19 protein-coding genes are annotated in these 17,872 nt (G+C 37.7%); 1 reads left to right on the top strand and 18 read right to left on the bottom strand.

Annotated elements, in window-relative coordinates:
- Positions 1-2 precede the first annotated feature (2 nt).
- Positions 3-941, bottom strand: a complete 939-nt coding sequence (locus QPK24_RS10935) for an alpha/beta fold hydrolase (RefSeq protein WP_285748635.1) — start codon at positions 939-941, stop codon at positions 3-5.
- Positions 942-1,233: 292 nt separating this feature from the next.
- Here QPK24_RS10935 and QPK24_RS10930 point away from each other — a divergent pair, with 292 nt between their 5' ends.
- Positions 1,234-1,494, top strand: a complete 261-nt coding sequence (locus QPK24_RS10930; protein ID WP_285748633.1) for a hypothetical protein — start codon at positions 1,234-1,236, stop codon at positions 1,492-1,494.
- 773 nt (positions 1,495-2,267) lie between these two features.
- Here QPK24_RS10930 and comI read toward each other — a convergent pair.
- The 17 genes from comI to QPK24_RS10845 form a co-directional block, all read right to left on the bottom strand.
- A complete protein-coding gene (comI, locus tag QPK24_RS10925) occupies positions 2,268-2,363 on the bottom strand; it encodes a competence inhibitor ComI (RefSeq protein WP_285748631.1) in 96 nt (31 codons plus the stop codon).
- A 340-nt stretch (positions 2,364-2,703) separates the two neighbouring features.
- Positions 2,704-3,273 (bottom strand): YdeI/OmpD-associated family protein, encoded by a 570-nt coding sequence (locus QPK24_RS10920; protein ID WP_285748629.1) that lies wholly within the window; start codon positions 3,271-3,273, stop codon positions 2,704-2,706.
- Between the two features lie 235 nt (positions 3,274-3,508).
- Positions 3,509-4,030 carry an SMI1/KNR4 family protein gene (locus tag QPK24_RS10915; protein ID WP_285748627.1) on the bottom strand — a complete coding sequence of 174 codons (522 nt, stop codon included), beginning with the start codon at positions 4,028-4,030 and terminating at the stop codon, positions 3,509-3,511.
- 239 nt (positions 4,031-4,269) lie between these two features.
- On the bottom strand, positions 4,270-5,034 hold the full coding sequence (locus QPK24_RS10910) for a Nif3-like dinuclear metal center hexameric protein (protein WP_285748626.1): 765 nt from the start codon (positions 5,032-5,034) through the stop codon (positions 4,270-4,272).
- A gap of 197 nt (positions 5,035-5,231) precedes the next feature.
- Positions 5,232-6,314 (bottom strand): phospholipase D-like domain-containing protein, encoded by a 1,083-nt coding sequence (locus QPK24_RS10905; protein ID WP_285748624.1) that lies wholly within the window; start codon positions 6,312-6,314, stop codon positions 5,232-5,234.
- A gap of 260 nt (positions 6,315-6,574) precedes the next feature.
- On the bottom strand, positions 6,575-7,318 hold the full coding sequence (locus QPK24_RS10900; protein ID WP_407083010.1) for a GTP pyrophosphokinase: 744 nt from the start codon (positions 7,316-7,318) through the stop codon (positions 6,575-6,577).
- Between the two features lie 3 nt (positions 7,319-7,321).
- Positions 7,322-7,612 carry a nucleotidyltransferase family protein gene (locus QPK24_RS10895; RefSeq protein WP_285748620.1) on the bottom strand — a complete coding sequence of 97 codons (291 nt, stop codon included), beginning with the start codon at positions 7,610-7,612 and terminating at the stop codon, positions 7,322-7,324.
- 195 nt (positions 7,613-7,807) lie between these two features.
- Positions 7,808-8,347 carry a hypothetical protein gene (locus QPK24_RS10890; protein WP_285748618.1) on the bottom strand — a complete coding sequence of 180 codons (540 nt, stop codon included), beginning with the start codon at positions 8,345-8,347 and terminating at the stop codon, positions 7,808-7,810.
- 193 nt (positions 8,348-8,540) lie between these two features.
- Positions 8,541-9,179: a histidine phosphatase family protein gene (locus QPK24_RS10885; RefSeq protein WP_285748616.1), complete on the bottom strand. Its 639-nt coding sequence runs from the start codon at positions 9,177-9,179 to the stop codon at positions 8,541-8,543.
- Between the two features lie 253 nt (positions 9,180-9,432).
- Entirely contained in the window at positions 9,433-9,732 is a 300-nt protein-coding gene (locus QPK24_RS10880) for a hypothetical protein (protein WP_285748614.1), read from the bottom strand.
- 280 nt (positions 9,733-10,012) lie between these two features.
- The gene (locus QPK24_RS10875) at positions 10,013-10,444 is read right to left on the bottom strand and encodes an NUDIX domain-containing protein (protein ID WP_285748612.1); all 432 of its coding nucleotides are present in this window, start codon (positions 10,442-10,444) and stop codon (positions 10,013-10,015) included.
- A gap of 296 nt (positions 10,445-10,740) precedes the next feature.
- Positions 10,741-11,205, bottom strand: a complete 465-nt coding sequence (locus QPK24_RS10870) for a GNAT family N-acetyltransferase (protein WP_285748610.1) — start codon at positions 11,203-11,205, stop codon at positions 10,741-10,743.
- Between the two features lie 241 nt (positions 11,206-11,446).
- Positions 11,447-12,613, bottom strand: a complete 1,167-nt coding sequence (locus tag QPK24_RS10865) for a hypothetical protein (RefSeq protein WP_285748608.1) — start codon at positions 12,611-12,613, stop codon at positions 11,447-11,449.
- 290 nt (positions 12,614-12,903) lie between these two features.
- The gene (locus QPK24_RS10860) at positions 12,904-13,737 is read right to left on the bottom strand and encodes a pentapeptide repeat-containing protein (RefSeq protein ID WP_285749267.1); all 834 of its coding nucleotides are present in this window, start codon (positions 13,735-13,737) and stop codon (positions 12,904-12,906) included.
- Positions 13,738-14,064: 327 nt separating this feature from the next.
- The gene (locus QPK24_RS10855; RefSeq protein WP_285748606.1) at positions 14,065-15,621 is read right to left on the bottom strand and encodes an ABC transporter substrate-binding protein; all 1,557 of its coding nucleotides are present in this window, start codon (positions 15,619-15,621) and stop codon (positions 14,065-14,067) included.
- A gap of 250 nt (positions 15,622-15,871) precedes the next feature.
- Positions 15,872-16,783, bottom strand: coding sequence for a carbohydrate ABC transporter permease (locus QPK24_RS10850; RefSeq protein WP_285748604.1), 912 nt, complete (start codon positions 16,781-16,783; stop codon positions 15,872-15,874).
- 21 nt (positions 16,784-16,804) lie between these two features.
- Entirely contained in the window at positions 16,805-17,743 is a 939-nt protein-coding gene (locus QPK24_RS10845) for an ABC transporter permease (protein WP_285748602.1), read from the bottom strand.
- Between the last annotated feature and the right edge of the window lie 129 nt (positions 17,744-17,872).

The raw sequence follows: 17,872 nt of genomic DNA, 5'->3' as shown, positions 1-17,872 counted from the left end.
GTTTAGGTGAAGTTAATGCCCTCTCTGATTACCAACAAATCAATCATTTCTCTAATTGCATTTGATACAGTATCTGGTCGTTCGAAATGAATATTATGATAAGAATCCTCAATATAAATATGCCTGCTATTTGAAAACAATTTAGCTAGTTTTTTCTGATCGTTCTTCCACGAATCATTCATCTTACCCGCAGATAATATCGTCACTGGAATTCTATCGACTAGATTCTGCGTAGCAACTTCCCTGCAACTAACCTCAATATTCTTATATCCCTTATATATTGCTTCGTAAGCACTTTTTCTGAAACCTAATGCAATATAGTTTTTGGATAGATACCGATTCCACACCGGTCTTTTGAACATTCTAGTCATTCCGATAATCGATAGTGCGTATCCCAATTTATATAGTCTGAGTGCTCCAAAATACTGACTACGTCTTTCACTGTCTGTATATTCAGGTAAAAATCGATACTCACTAGTTGGATCAATGAGTATCAATCCAGAAACTTCATCAGGATACATTTGTGCATAAAGTCGCATATTTAATCCGCCAAACGAATGACCCACCAACAAATAAGGAGGTTTTAGTCCAGCCTCCCGAAGTAATTGTCGTAAATCTCCAACACATTCTTTACTTGTGGTATTCCGATTAACACGTTGACTCCATCCATAGCCAGCTCTATCATATGAAACAGTAACAGCATCAGTAATTAAGTCATGTTGAATATGTGTCCAATCTAACGAGAAACTTCCCAAACCAGAGTCGAAAACTACAGTATGCTTCCCATCCCCTTGGACATTTACATGTAATGTATGATTGCCTATCTGATAAAATCTACCTAAAGGATTAATTCTTTTTATGTCTTTGTTCTCTTTAACTTGTTGAAATATTGTAAGTGGGAATAACAATACTGCCTGACTTGTACGTATGACATTAATCATCTTGAATCTCCTCACATATTTGTATTAGCATTAATTTCACCTAACGTTTCTGTATCTACGAACCCGAGAGGCTTAAGGGAGCGCATGCGAACGGGTCCAACGGACTTAGCCTCGCATGGTTGTCTGCCTGAGGATCTCCTTTTGGATAGCTTCGGGCCGAACAAGGAGCGAATGCGACTCAGCAGGAAAACGGTATTACACGCGATTCGTTCTTCTCCGAACTCACTATCATTGCTTGTTCTTACATGGAGTTGTACAATTAATTTATAAGTCTTTTCGGAGGTGTTTATGTATGAAATGGAGTCATATCCGTAAGATCCATCCTAATCGTTGGGTATTAGTTGAAGCACTTACCACTCATTCTAATAATAACAAAAGAATTATTGAAGAAATGTCAGTTGTTTCTGAATATGACGACCCTAAACATGCATGGGCCTCTTATAAAGAACTTCATTTGTCAGAGCCTGTTAGGGAACTCTATATATTCCACACTGGAAATGAATTCATTGAAGTCATTGAGCAACCCTTTACAGGAATTAGAGGGCTTAGATGAAAATACATCTTGTAAATGGACTGCCTATTGTCTCTCTTCCTCTATCTTACAAGAATAAATCAACGCTTCTCAATAATGTCTTACTAGATACTGGATGCTCCACAACTATCTTTGATACTGATCTTGTTGAACCTATTGGCCTGTATATAGACTTTATCAACGGAAAGTCGGTTCGGATGGATGGAATAGGTGGCTAAAGTGAGTTGTGTTACCAATAGATTGTCTCAGACCTCTCTATTGATAGCATTCTGCTTAAAGAATTTACTATCCAACTAGGACTTACCAAAGAACCTTATGATTTCGATGTAATATTGGGTGTCGACTTCCTCTATAAATATGAGTTGAAAATCGATATTGAAAATTTAGATATTTCATAAAGGTTTAACGAACTTGCGTATAACGTTTTGGCATCTTCGAACCCGAGAGGCTTAAAGGAGCGACAGCAAATAGTCCCAACGTACTTAGTTTCGCAGAGTTGTGAGCTGATTTCACTTCTATGCTTACCTCTTCTTGCGAACCAAGGGACGTAGCCCGAAAGCGTAGATACTGTGTTATCTGATGGGAATGCCCTCTTTGAGCAACTTGCTTTTTTTTATGTCTTTACACAATGTCTTCATTTAATTCTTTGATACATTTTTTCAATTATGGTAATATATATTTAATAAAGACCAAGTGCGCTAACACTTGGTCTAAACAATTGGCTTGGATGGTATATTCCCTTCAAGTCATCTAGGAACTAAACCCACCTTTGGCTACTAATCTCGGGTGGGTTTTTACTTTCTCTTGTTGTTATTATTGATGTATGTTAAAAGAGCAAGTATGAATGTTCCAAATAGGAGCATGATCGTTATTGCGTCTTTCACTTCCATGGCTTCACCTCCTTCCGAAGGGAAACCATGCCCACCCAAGATTCAATTGTAGTTATATTTTACCTTTATTTACCTCTGCGTACAAGCGTTCTTATAACGACTTTGATCTCTGATTTTAAATATGGTTTTAATATAATTAGCCTTCCTTTCAGATAACGTTTCAGAATCTGCGAACCCAAGAGGTTTAAAGGAGCGCCAGCGACTGGGTCCGACGGACTTAGCCTCGCAGGGTTGTAAGATGAATCAACTTCTCTGCATATCACTTCTCGCGAACCAAGAGCAAAGCCCGCAGCGTAGATATGGTGCTATAAGATGTCTCCGCCTTCGAAGCTGATCCCACTTACTTCTTAAGTTCTGTCATTCTCATCTCAATATTCTTTTTTCTTGTCTTTGGGTTCTTAAAGTGGCTTATCCCATTTATAAATTTTGATTTTTCAGGATACGATAAGTTCTGAAAAAGTTTGTTTGCTACTTCATCTTTCTCAAATGCTTCTTTGAAATCCTGTGGAATCTTCACATTTATTTCTTTGTTCTTATAGGTTTCATCAATGTAGAGCTCCATAAAATGCGTAATTTCCCCATTAGGTTCATATTTCAATTCAAATACGCCAAATTCCGGATCATAAAAAGTTCCGTTGCAGTAAAGCACACTATGTGTATATGTTGGAAACTTAACAAGTAATACGCAAAGTGGTGGAAGTTCATCAATCGTATCAATATCACGCCAACTCAAGTAATCAATCTTATACCTTTTTAGAGCTTTATAAAAAACTGAACTTCCTGAACTTTTCTTTCCTCTCATTGCAGCCATTGCTTCTTCAATAGAAATTTGTGCTATCATTGCTAAGCATGCCTCATCACAAGATGAAAAATCTGGCTGAGGTACATAATTAATCTTAAATTCGTTCATCTTCCAGCACCTCATGTAATTATTTTGTTTAATTGTTTGCGGGGATTTCTTATAACGTTTGTATTCACGAACCCTCACTGGCTTAAGCGCGTAAGCGCGGGTCCGACGGACTTAGCCAGTGCAGGGTTGTCCGGCTGCTTCAACTCCCTCGAAATGCCTCTGCCGGACCGAAGGCCGAATGGCCGAATGCACGAATATGATGTTATGTGAAGGTACTGCCTACTTGAGGTTAAATTCAATAATCTTCATATGCATCTCCAATGGATTCAAAATCATCTCTTAACCAAAAATAAGGATACTCTCCGTTATTTATAAACGCCCTCTCAATTAATTCTTCAAGTGATTTTGAAATGATTTGGTTACTTCCAGATATCCCATGTGTTTCATGAAAACTATCATAACAACGTCCAGCCCGATTTAGATCTGTACTAAAATCAATTGAAATATATTCATTATAGTCATATTTCCCAATAGTGTACCAATTCATTGAAATATCTAATTCATCTTCCAACAATAATTCGTTGTAAGTTTCTTCACTTAGAATTACTTTGTTCGAAGGTAATACATCCGTTGGTGGTAAAATCTCAATACAATTATCAGAGCTCTTAAACAAAATAAGACCACCACAAACAGAATAAAAGTCAATCACTTGTTTTGGTATCATTAAGCCTTTTCTAATAATCGGTAGTCCGGATGGAGGAAGGACAATACAGTCATTGTGGTTTCTAATTTGATTAATAATTCGAGATATACTCATGGTTTATATTTTCCTCATTTCAATTTCTGCAGTACTTTCGCATAACGTTGCTGTGTTCACGAACCCGAGAACCTTAAGTGGTGCGCAGCGCAACGGGTCGATAGACTTAGGTTCGCAGGGTTGTCACTTAAATGATCTTCTCTCTCAAATGCATCTCAGTGACCGAGGGGCAGATGCCCCGATACGTGTTAGGCGATGCTGCTTCTCCTCGAATTAACAATCAACAGCACTTCTATAAATTATTCCATTGTTTCATGATGTTCTTCGTTTAACTGTATAACTACTACATTTTGGAATTTTTCTTGAACCTTGTGAGCAAGTGATCTTACTCCGAATATCTCGGTAAATGTATGACTCCCAATAATTAGATTCATATTTATGAATCTGGCATATTGAACGGTGTATAATGTTTTTTCACCAGTTATATAAACATCACAATTTCTATTCAAAGCTTCCCTTAATTGGTTCGTTCCATTTCCTGCCCCTGTTATCATACCTATTCTTCTAATTACTTTATTGTTATTTCGTTGGAAATAAACTCTTTCACCTAATAAATTCTCCATTACTCCTACTAGCTCTTCTATCATTATAGAAGTACCAAACTCCCCAATTCCTATCGTACTTTGACCTTCGACATGGTGAGATTGTTGAATAATATTACTAGCACCTAATAATCGAAGCAATGAATTACATGTACCAAACTCAGCATAATCCAATGGCAAGTGAATATAAAAGTGCGCAATATTATGTTCTTTCAATAACTCTACGCATCGTTCTTTCATTCCATAAACAAAATCCCACGCATCATGGTGGGTAACAATTAAATCAACATTTTTCTCTGCAGCCTGCAAGACGATCTCTGGAGTAATGTTTGTTGCACAGCCTAATTTTTTGTAATGAGCTGTTGTAAAATTACAATAACCATACTCATCATTTTCCTTAAAATCTTTGAGTAAATGACCAAATAACTCTTCAATATGCGATTTGAATTGTTGAATAATCATCAGTGTGTTCCCCCAAAAATAATTATTTCAAGCAGTTTCGTCTAACGTCCTGTATTCACGACTCAGCGCAAGTTGAGTGTCCGGCAAATGCCGGACACAGGCGTATGCCCGCAGCGTGAAAATTATGTTAAGTGAAGTTACTGTTTTTCTCGTCAATCTTAATTTAAACTTTAATTTCAACTCACTCATTTTTCGAATTATGTGTTATCAATACTTGTTTCTTGTTCATCTTGTAATTCTTCAAGCTTCTTAATGATTAATTCAAAACTGTTCTGAATTCTTTGAACATACAGAAAAAAATTCTCTATATCTTGTTGTGCAGCTTCCGCTAACCCTTGTTTTCTCTCAGAAGTCTGATCTGAGGCTCGTTGCGCAGCCTCATCCATATCTTCATTGTGGACATTCCATTCAGCAATCAAATCTGAAGCATAGTTTGTCTCACTGAACTTTGCCAATTCTGAGATATTGTCGTCTTCTGTAAAAAGAATTTTAATTTGTTCAATAGATTCTGAATCTATTAAGTCTGCAAATTCATCCGTTTCATACAATTCATTGGTTCTGTATATTTCATCTTCGATTTCTTCTAAAAGCCCTAGCACATCTTCTAATGATTCTTGGCGAAGTTGTGGATCCCAGTAATTATAATTTTTCACTTCTTCAAATCTTCCAACATACGTATAGGATTCCTCTTCAATTTTTATAGAAGCAGACTCTAGTCGAGAAGCAAGTAACGACAATACAAGCTTTTTTTCTTCGAAAGAATTCCCATAATATCTGATACTTTCATCTAAGATTATTGGAACAAGATTATCTATCACTACTTGAACGAGACTTCTATCTCTTATTATAAATCCAGTTTCTCTATTATTACTGCTTTGCTCAGAAAAGTTAGCGGAACCAATATAAGCTATGTTATTTGTAAGAATAACTTTAGAATGATTTTGAAAGTTAAAGAAAGCACCTATTGATTCTTCGTTATCATTGCTACTAAGTTTCTTAGTATAATTATTTATACTTTCACTCGCTTTTTTACGTACCTTATCTCCATAATAATTTTCATAACGATTTGGTATATTGGTTACAATTCTGACTTCTGCATGTGTAGCTGCTTCTTTTAACGAATTCAATAACGCTTCTCTATTCTGAGATATATTATAGGTCGTCACAAAAATATATTCTGCTGAATCAAAATCATTCAGAACCTCTTGATAATTAGATTCACCTTTAGAAGTAACAATGTCTATTTGACCAGTTATTAAGGAAAACTTTTGATAACTCATTAACCTTCCTCCTCTTTACTAAATTTTAAGGATTATCCTTATTATTAAATATCACTAAATATCTTTTGTAATTTCACTTAACGTTCCTGTATTCACGACCCAGCGAATGCTGGGTGTCTGGCTTATGCCAGAACCAGGACGAAAGTCCGCAGCGTGAATATTATGTTATCTGATGCTAGTGTCACCTTCGAGTATGCTTCATAACTCAAGAAACATTAGGATTATAATTACTAATCTCAATATCAGCTTCTTCAAGCTTCTTAAATCTTCAATCTTCTTTCCCAATAGGAGTACCACTCTTCTCTGTCCTCCCTTTTTGCATACGGGTGCAATCTTTTAAAGTTTTCACCCATTCCAGTTAGAAGTGCATCTTCGAATCTAGAAAGCTGTCCTTGTCTCTGACCCCAATTTGTTCTACTAATAGAAATTGAATCAAGACCATTAATGCAATCATCTATTTGTTTGAAATCACTAAATCCCATTTCAAGAAGATGTGAAGCAAAATATTTATAGGAAAAATCAGTCATTCGACCATCAATTCCGAACTTTTTATTTAGATATTCCTTTAACGCATCCGGAGTAATCTCTACTTCTGCTAATCGACCTTCTCGAACATTTGCACGAGATTCATTTCGAGATTTCTCGTCTTCTTCTTGAATAGATTGAAATTCTCTATCCGCTATTTCTAGTAAGCCTGATAGATCCGTAAAACGTCTCCTTATTGATTTTGTAATTGAGACCTCCCATTTATATTGGATGTCATGTTCAATTTCTGCCCAAGCATGTTGCAGTATAGTTCTAACTTGTATCTCAGCTATTAGCTGATTAAACCTTGAATACTCAAGCAAATTATTTCTAGTATCATTGAGTGTTACAAGATAATGAATACTCAAGTAGCCCAACTTTTCATCAAGCAATTCGCTTTTGTCACTTCGTTCTAACACAATAAATTCTCTTTTTATTATCTCATCCACTTGTTGAAGAGTACTTGTGAAAAATGTGATGATTCATACCCCTGCTAAATCAGTAATCTCTTTTACTGGTTCAGTATACCTCGGTCTATTAGGATCACTTTTAGATGGCCTGACTGCTTTTTCTCCAACACTTTGAATTGATTTTGCACGCGCCTCTATTGAATGGTAATAAACTCCGCTTTGTTCTAGACAATGTTCTAGAATACTTTTTAATGACGAACTAAAAGCTTCATATTGAGGTTGCAGTTGTAAATATTCCAAAATAGTTTTTTGTTTATGTTCTTCATAATCAAATTCTATTTCAGAAGTTAAATACTCACTCATATCTTCATTCTCCTCGATTTTACACTTGTTTCAGATAACGTTTCGTGGATTCATGACGTTGATTTCCCTTAGATAGCTCTTATCTTAGGGAAATCAATGTGTTGGTGAGTTACTTCTCTTCCAACCAAGGGCGAACGCCCGAATCGTGAATTTGGTGTTATCTGACGTACTGCTCTTCTTCGATCCACATACAGCTTAATCTAATCCATTCAAAATATTATTGATCACTTTAATTTCATTAAAAACTCTTGCTTTCCCTTTATCTGATTTATACCAATTTTCTTTGTCAAATCCCCGATCATCTATTAAAGGCAATACATCAAAGATTCTATTCGAATTGTTTAATGTTGCAAGAATTAAAAACCTTCTACAAAAAAATGCTTTTCCGGCTAATAAAACATTATTCATTTCGCTTGTTAATTGTTTAACTGCTCCTAGTACAACCTCACTTCCATCCTTAAATTCTCCTGTTATCGGATAGATGATTTCCTCTGGAATTCCCAGTTCAAGTAACTTTAATTTATGAAACATAAATTCATTGGCTTCCAAGAAATTATTATGTATATCAGGTATATATAAATGATTAAATCCTTCGTTCTTATATAAATTAAATATTTGAATATTCAACTCTGGAAAATGACCTGGATGATAGATAACTACATCTGCCTTAGAAAAAATATATTGCCTTTGAATAAAAACCATATCACTAATATTCGTGATAAATTGTTGGTTCATTATAATCCCTCCACTCTAGCAGTATGTCAGATAACGTCGTTGTGTTCACGAACCTGAGAGGCTTGAGGCGCAAAGCGTCGGGTGCAAGGTTATTCGCCTGTGCTGAATCCAGCTTTATAACCTCGGGCGAATCAAGGGGGCTTGACCCCCGCAGCTTGAACATGATGTTATGCGATTGCCCTGGCATCATTGATTAACCCTCAGTAGGTATCTCTTTATAATGACTTATATCACCATTTAATATGATTTCCGAGTTATCATCCTCATTTATAACAACCTTGCAAAGACTCGCTGGATGTATAAATGGAGGTTTCCAAATATTTTTTAGTCGTCGATTATCAAAGTAAGCCATTAATAATTTCACTACAACAGTATGGGTAACTATTAATATCGTTTTTCCTTTATGAGCAGTAATTATTTCGCGCAATTTTTCTCTAGCACGAATAAATACATCATTGAAAGTTTCACTTCCTATTAAATCAAACTTTTCTGGGTCATTCCAAAAGTTATCAAATTCCATAGGATACAACTCTCTTACTTCAGACTGAGACTTCCCTTCCCATACGCCTAGATTTATTTCTCTAAACTCATCACATTCAATGATGTTGACTTCGAGTTCCCCACGAATTATCTCTGCAGTTCTCCGTGCCCTTAAGCTAGAACTAGAATAAATAAGGTCTATACTTTCATTTCGAAGAGAATCACCCAGCCATTTAGCTTGCTCTACTCCATAATCAGTTAATGGTGAGTCCTGGTGTCCTTGCATCTTATGTAAAACATTCCATTCAGTCTGTCCATGTCTTACTAAGTAAAGTATTGTTTTATTATTCATTGGAGAACCTCTCATTAAATATATGTTATTAGTGCTTTCGCATAACGTTGTTGTATTCGCGACGTCCATTCCCCTTAGATAGCTCTTATCTTAGGGGAATGGATGTATCCGCCCCGAATCCTCTTCCTCGAATATCCTTCTGGCAGATCAAGGGCCGAATGGACCGCAGCGCGAATAAGTTGTTATATGGAGTCGTTGCCTTCTTTGATTAATCTGAACAGAATTCTTTCTAATAGTTTTATAGGTCTTTAATTTATTCATATGTCTTTTGTTTATTTATTCTCTTCCACTTGTCATTAATGTTATCTCTAATTGCTATCCAACCTAAGGGTAAATGGACTAATTCCATAACGGTTGGATCAATTATTATTATTTCTTGTAAACTAACTATTCTTCCGTCTTCTTCTTTTACTAGTTCCCCACTATGAAATTGCCACATACCATCTTCATCATCATGACTAACATATTTAATTTGTTTAGTTCTTTCGATAATGTCCTTAGTAGTAATGGTTGCTACATTCTCTGGATCATCAAATGGCCATCTGTACTTCATAGAAAAACACCCTCAATAGTTTTATATTCTTAATAATATTAAGCAATGATTTCATATAACGTTCAGGTATTCACGACGTCCCACCACCTTAAGCCCGAAGGGCGCCGTGATGCGGTTAGGTGGTCCGGATGTGTCGGGCCGAATATGCTTCCCCGCTACTGAGATGCCTCTGCGAATAACATCGTACTTCTGCCGGACCGAGGGCCGGATGGACCGAAGCTTGAATATGGTGTTATATGCTGCCCTTGCCCTCTTAAGTGACTATCATATTGTTCTTTATTCATTCTATTACGAGGTAATTATCAATGTGTTGATCTTTAAATACGGTTTTGTTGTTCGTTACTGCATCTATCAATCTTTCTACTGTAAAATTTGAAATCGGTTTTGGTAAATTATCAATATTAAAAAATCCATATTCATCTATTTCTTTATTATCAACTTCTATGCTACCAACATATCCATCTGTCTTAAAAGTATAAATGTATCCATTCCGATGAGGCATAAAATAGATACCTGATAAATCCATTTCATTGACTTCAATATTAACTTCTTCCTTCAGTTCTCTTCTTGCACCATCCCACACTGATTCACCTTCTTCTACTACTCCGCCTGGTACAGACCATTGTTTTTTTCCATATGTTTGATGAACCAATAGCACTCTATTATGCTCATCAATAATGATAATTCCTGAGGCATCATGGGATCGCTTCATTTTGTACCTCTTTCCTTTTATTTACTCTAGCAAGGGTTGCGTATAACGTTCCGCATTCACGACGTCCAACAATTGTGGATGTGTCCCGGCAATCGCTTCCTCGCATTCTGCTTCCGGGACCGAAGGTCGACGAAGTCGGCCGAAGCGTTGAATGTTATGTTATAGGATTACAGTGCCTTCTTCGAGTTACTTAATCAAGTATTCCATCCCCATACGCTTTGATTTTACATATCTAATGAAGGAGTTTTCCATGCGTCGTTTCAATAATTATCACAAATGATTCTTCCAATCACTTATTATTTTGCATAGCCCACAATAGTCATTTTTTCGTTGATTATTGTTTGTGCTCCTGTACGGCTATATCCCATTTTTTTGTAAAAGTAACAATCTCTAGACTCTTGTAAAACCGTAGCTAATTCCCAACCATGTTCACCATGAATTTCTTCTACTGATTTCATTGCAAACTGCCCGTATCCATTATTTTGAAACTTCGGAAGTATGAATATGGGACTGATCTTTTTAATACTACTATCATTTTTATCAACAACTCTCACTGCTCCAATAACTTCGTCATTTATTCGAATAAAATAGTAATATGTATCATCTTGTTCTAAACGATATTTTACTTTCTCTAATGACTCATTTGCTGGATTAGTATCAAAATCTTGATACTTCTTAAAAAGCTCATCAAAAGCTTCTTTCTGCATACTCCATATCTTCTGAGCATCAGCTACTTGCGCTCTAACCAGTTCAATATTCATGCATCTTGCTCCTTATTCATCATAATTTTCCTAGATTCACTATATGTAATAGCGCTGATTTTCTATAACGTTCAGGTGTTCACGACGTCGATCCCCCTTAGATAGCTCTTATCTTAGGGGGATTGTTGTGTCCGGCTGAATAACTTCCTGCTGCTGAAATCCCCCTTCGAATCACATCTACTTCTGCCGGACTGAGGGCCGAATGGCCCGATGCGTGAATATGTTGTTAGGCGTAGTACATTTACTTCTTCGAATCAACAACGATGATATTTTCGCCTTTAACAATAGTGAGTTTCCAATTTTCGTCTGAAATATAATAAACTCCATCTTTAACTGATATAATTGTTCCTTTCGATAAAATAATCCCTCGATCATTTTGTATTATATGTAACTGTCTATTACTATTTGAAAAATCTCTTATATACTGTCCTCCAATTACCGCAATATAAGGAGTTAGTGTCCCGAGTGCAACTACGACTAATGTAATAGTTGTAATTACACTTGATTTGCCTGCTTCTTCTAGGGGTTTAAAGTATTGTTCATGTTTTGTCTTTCCTTCATTCTCACTGCCCGTAGAATCATTTTGTTGGATTTTAATCTTTCTAAATGAAATTACGATATTAATTAATAATGAAGAAAATAATAATACGAAACGAATCATTTTAGTAATTTCAAACTGCAGCAAATCCTGAATAACAATCACAATAATCAAACAACCAGTGAAGGTATATGGTAAAAATATCAAGAACTTGAAGATATATTTTTGGAACCACTGCTCTTTTAAAAATGTAAAAATTATGCCAACAAGAAACGTAGATAATGGCAGGATTAGCTGGGCCAATATATCATGAAAATCAAAAAAAACAAATAAAATAGCTGGAATTATAGCTCCATAAAGAGATCCCGATATAGTTGTACCAAGTCTTGTAGGGGCCTTAACCATCCAAAAAACCATTATTGTAATAAAAATCGGAACTGCCCATACTATTATAAATGAGAGAGCTCTATTCGGTACTTCTTGTCCATTTGTGAAAAAAATTGATAAACAAATATGAAAAACTAATATAAAGACTGATGTAGCGAGACTGAGATGTACTTTTTTCTTCTTATAGACAACAACTGCAGAAATCAAAAAAACCACGCTTATCATTAACAATGAAGAAATTATTAATACCGTGTAGTGATTAAATGGCACAGGATTTGTTATTACATTCAAAGTCGATACAAAGCTAGATTCATTTCCTGAGATGTAATAACCATACAAAAATGAATACCCAACTGTATAAAAGAAAAACCCGAAAAGAGATAAAATTAACGATGTTGCGCTAATAATCCTAAAAACATCAAGAAATATTTGAACATGAGGCCTTTTGATGAAGCCTAATGTTTTTTGAATTGAATTATTCATATCTTCCTCCGTTGAAAAGTGTATTTCGCCTAACTTCTTTATCTACGAACTTCGCAAACAACCTCACATAACAATTGTCTACGAACTTCACAAATATCGGCTACTAACAAACATATGCGCACCATTAGATTATAACTTATTTTGAAATATTTGTTATTTTTCTTTTATCTCCGATTCTCTATCACACTAAATAAACAATCAATGTTTATAATTTACATAACAAAGAACCCCGAAGCTATACCTTTAGGGTTCTCCATCTGGTATTCTCTTTCAAAAACAACTCTTCCATCTTACTCCACCCAATGCGCGGGGATCTTCAGATAAGATGGAAGTTTAGTGGATGAATCTCCTTTTGCTGCATTCACTTGAACCTGTGTTAGAAAGATACAGCCTGTCAGATCGGCACCACGTAAGTCGGCATCTCTCAGATCTGCACCGATCAGATCGGTAACTCTCATATCAGCTCCTCTGAGATCAGCCGCAATGAGCAGTGCGCCTCTAAGGTCAGCCCCTGCAAGATCAGCACCTTTTAGATTCGCGCCGATAAAATCACTTCTCCGCATTTTTTTCGGACTCTTTTTCTTCTGTATTTGGGAACGAACACGTTCACTTGTTAGTATAAGAAGTTTATTCACGTCTGCTCTTAGCTCGGGTAGATTTATTCGAAGTATGTTCTCGGGACTTTCCCGAGTCAGTCGTTCACATTCTTCGATTTGAACCCGAAGTTCCTTATGAAAAGAAGTGGTCACTTCAAGAGCAAGAGCTTCGTGTAAATACCATAACATTTCTTGTATTTGCTGCACGATGGGGAATACAGCAAACATTTCTTCGGCAGTCGCCGGATCACTTCTCCAGTCCTTACCGTTATATGTGACTTGAGAGACTTTCTGACCTGCACCAAAACACTCATACACGGTGCAACCCTTTAACCCATTCTCTCTTAGATCCTGATGAATCCCGCATCGATAGTCCGCGCGTAAGTTTGTGCATGGCGTGCCTCCCTCTTTATCAAAGGAAAAATCGGCAGATTTTGCAAAAGGCAACGCCGTACAGCATAATCCAAAACACTCCAAACAGTCGGCTCTCAAAGGATCTAAAGAATCATTATTATTCATAGCATTCATATGTGACACATGGAACTCCCCTTATACATTTAAATCATGTTTTATGTTATAATTCCAACATTTAGCTCACGAACTCGTTATATAAACCCAAGGAAGCTCAGCGCCATGCCCATAATGGAGTTTTTTCAACTCTAAATGTGATTAATTGGTAAACATGTAATAGTTTACACCCCGCGCTGTGAATTTGGAAGCAGTAACACGATATTCGCGAAAATCATTCGTACTAATTTGTTCAGAATGTGGTCCTGCATCCCCTGGTAAGTTGAATAAAAAAGAACCATACCCTCATTCTCGGGTACAGTTCTTCTAAATAATTACAATGTAAAACTAGTTACTTGCCAAAAAAGCATCCAGCTGTTTTTGTTTCTCAGCGATAATTTTATCTATACCGGCAGCTTTTAATTTCTCTGCATATTTTGGAATCATTTCATCCGGATTTACTGCTCCGGAAGTAAGTGCTGGTTTAAACTGCTTGTTGACGTTATTTACTGCGGCAATTTCATTTTTAACAGACTGGCTGTTAAACGTAAATCCAAGTGCTGGGGATTTTACACCTCTTGCATTAAAATCTTTGAATTTTGCCCATTTTTCGGGATCTTCATTGTCCCATAGATAATTCAGGAACTGATTACCAAGCTGCCACTGAGCTCCTGGGTTGTAGGTCCGGTTGTTTGGATCTGTGCCTTCAGGCAGGCTGATGATATTTTCGCTGCCTTCTTTTTTCACATAGTGTTCGCCCTCAATACCAAAGTTGAGCAAATTATTCACGTACGGATCCGAGTGGAGCAGGTTAATGACTGCCATTGCTTTTTCAGGATTTTCCGAAGTACGAGAGATCGCGAGCATCGCTCCAGACGCGTCTCCTGTAGTGATCGTAGGCTGTGTAAGTTCGATCTGAGTCAGCGGGAAGCCGACATAACTCTCCTCTTCCTTATCTTTTCCGGGTTTCATTCCATCTGTCCACATGAAGACTTTGCCGGCTTTCGCCTGATCTTTCGGGAATACGGTAGAAGTTGCAGAATCACTATTAATATATCCCGCTTCATACCATTTACGAGCAAGGGCAGCGGCTTCTTTAAATTCAGGGGTCTCTACTTCGTTCATGACGGTCGTGTCAGAACCGATTTTACGAATGACGCCAGGAACGGATGCATCGCCAAGATAGTCCCAATCCAGGTTATCTAATAGTCCGTTGCCTGTAGAATTGGACATATAAAACGGAGTTACGCTAGGTTCGTTTTCCTTAATTGTTTTGAGCAGCGGCTCAAGATCGGCCCACGTTTTCACATTCGTAATATCAAGGTTATATTTTTCGAGCAAATCTTTTCTAACGAGTACACCTCGAGTTGCTGCTAATTCCTTATTGGTAGGAACACCGTAATTCTTCCCGTCTACCTTCGATCCTTCCAGGAATGCAGGGTCAAGATTCTTAATGATGTCCGGGCCAGCTTTATCCAGCAGATCGTTTAATGGTAAGAAAGCACCTTTAGCAACATTCACGGTGTAATTCTGCCATGCCGCCGTAAAAATAATATCTGATTTCTCACCAGAGGAGATCATGAGATTCAGCTTGTTGTCCCATTGTCCCCAGTCAATCGCGTTAATTTTCAGTGTGGCTCCAATTTTAGGTTCTATATATTTATTAATCTCGGCCTGTACCTTCTCTACATCTTTCTGCGGTGTCCCTGGATAGAACAAAGATACTTCGTAGGACTTTTCCGCTTTCACTTCGGCATTTCCACCCGTCTTAGGCTCATCCGTAGGTGCAGTACTTCCACTTCCTCCCCCCGAACAAGCGCTGAGAACTAGGGCAAATGCAGTGAATGTTGCCAATATGATGGATCTTTTCCGTTTGACTAAACGTCCAACCTGAAACCCGGTCATGACATGACCTCCCTTATATAATTTACGCATTTGAATCAATTTCATAACTCATTAAAATGATGAATTTGTAACTATATATAGACAAACAAAACCTTTTTGATCTATATATACCCCTGATTAAAGCAACTAAAGGTATTATGAAATTGATTCATTTAATAATGAGTTCATTTTTACACAGCTTTCTTGTTACTCATTCTGATCTGTCTTTCTTTTTAACATTTTCCGTACGTGCGGACTTCTGTTTCACGACCTAGCCTTTTACCGCACCAACCGTCAGTCCTTTGATGAAATAGCGCTGGAAGAAAGGATAGGCGAGGACAATCGGTCCGATCCCCACAACAGCCATAGCCATCTGCAAAGTCTTATTCGGCAGGTCGAGCATCCCTCCTTGTGAAGAAATCTGCGAAGCCACATTGGAATTTGAAGTAAGGTACTGGATATCAAGCAATGTTCGGTACATGAGATACTGAAGACTAATCGTTTTATTATCAGAAATAAAGATCATGCTGAGATACCAATCGTTCCAATAATTCAGTGTGCTGAATAAGGCAACCGTTGCGAGTACCGGCAGAGACAGCGGAAGAACAATCCTTACAAAGGTACGAAATTCTCCTGCGCCGTCCACACGGGCCGACTCCAGGATCGACATTGGAATGGAACTTGAAAAGAAGGTACGCATGACGAGCACAAAAAAAGGTGACATGAGCATCGGCATAATCAATACCCATAAGGTATTTTTAAGATCCAGTAAGTTCACATAGACCAGGTACCAAGGTACCAGACCGCCATTAAACAGCATGGTGAAGAAAATAAAGAATGCAAAGAATCCACGATACGGCAGATCACTTCTGGACAGCGGGTAAGCATAACAAGCCGTAAGGGCAACGCTGATCACTGTACCTACGACCGTAACGAAAATAGATACTCCATACGATCGAATGATCTGATCCATATCTTTGAACAAAAATTCATAAGCGCTTACACTAAATGTCTCTGGAATAAACCGGTATCCATTCGCAATGACGGTCGTTTCATCGGATAACGAAATCGAGAGCACAAGTATGAGCGGCAAGATACACAGAGCTGCATAGAAGATGAAAAAAGCATGAATAACAGCTCCTGATCGTTTGGAGACATGAAGCGGGCTATCGGTGGGACCCATATGCAAAGAACTCTCCTCCTTCTAAAATAATGCGTTATCCTTATTGATACGACGAACAATGGAATTGGACAGCAGCACAAGTGCAAAACCGACAACTGCTTGGTACAGCCCCGCTGCTGAAGACATACCAATGTCACCCCCGATGAGGAACGTACGATAGACATAGGTATCTAGTACATTCGTTACGGGGAATAGAGCGCCGGATTCGAGCGGAACCTGATAGAACAATCCAAAATCCGCATAAAAAATACGGCCGATCTGCAGTAACGTCATGACGATCATCAGCGGATATAGGAACGGAACCGTAATAAAGCGGACCTGATTCCACTTACTCGCCCCATCAAGTATGGCTGCCTCATAATACTCTTCACTGATTCCGATGACAGCTGCCAGGTAGATGACCACATAGTAACCAATGTTTTTCCAAGTGTTCACAAAGGGTAAAATATACGGCCAGTATTCCGGCTCAGAATACCAGTCTATCGGTTCCTTCCCAAAGAACGGCAGAAAGCTTGTGTTCATGAACCCCGAGTCTTTACCAAGGAAAGCGAGTACCAGATAACTGATTACGATCATGGATAGAAAGTATGGAAGCAGCATGACCGACTGATAAAACTTGGATGTAAATCTTCCTTTCACTTCACTCAGCAAAATAGCAAGACCTGCGCCGAGCACCAGATTCAGCAGAATAAACACCACATTGTAAGCCAGTGTGTTTCGTGTAATTTCCCATGCATCTGATGTGCCGAACAAATACTTGAAATTTTCCAGTCCAGCCCAAGGACTTCCGAGAATCCCATCCGTGTAGTTCACATTTTTGAAAGCGATAATGACTCCAAACATCGGCAAATAGTTATTAATCAGCAGAAACACAACCCCTGGCAAAAACATCAGATACAGCACTTTGTATTTGCCCAGATTGTACAGCATGGTTTTCTTTTTCTTTATCGGCTTTGGCATTGCTCTACACCTTTCCCTCTTTGTTATAAGTTCACTGTTCACCCTCTCACTTCAGTGGTTAACTTCATTATAAGATTCAGGCCGCAGCTCAAATACTCCGTATCGTAACCTCTTATTGTGTCATTTGAT

This window comes from Paenibacillus polygoni (assembly GCF_030263935.1).
GTDB lineage: Bacteria > Bacillota > Bacilli > Paenibacillales > Paenibacillaceae > Paenibacillus > Paenibacillus polygoni.
Note: the sequence above shows the minus strand (reverse complement) of the source record. Positions and strands in the feature narration are given on the sequence as shown.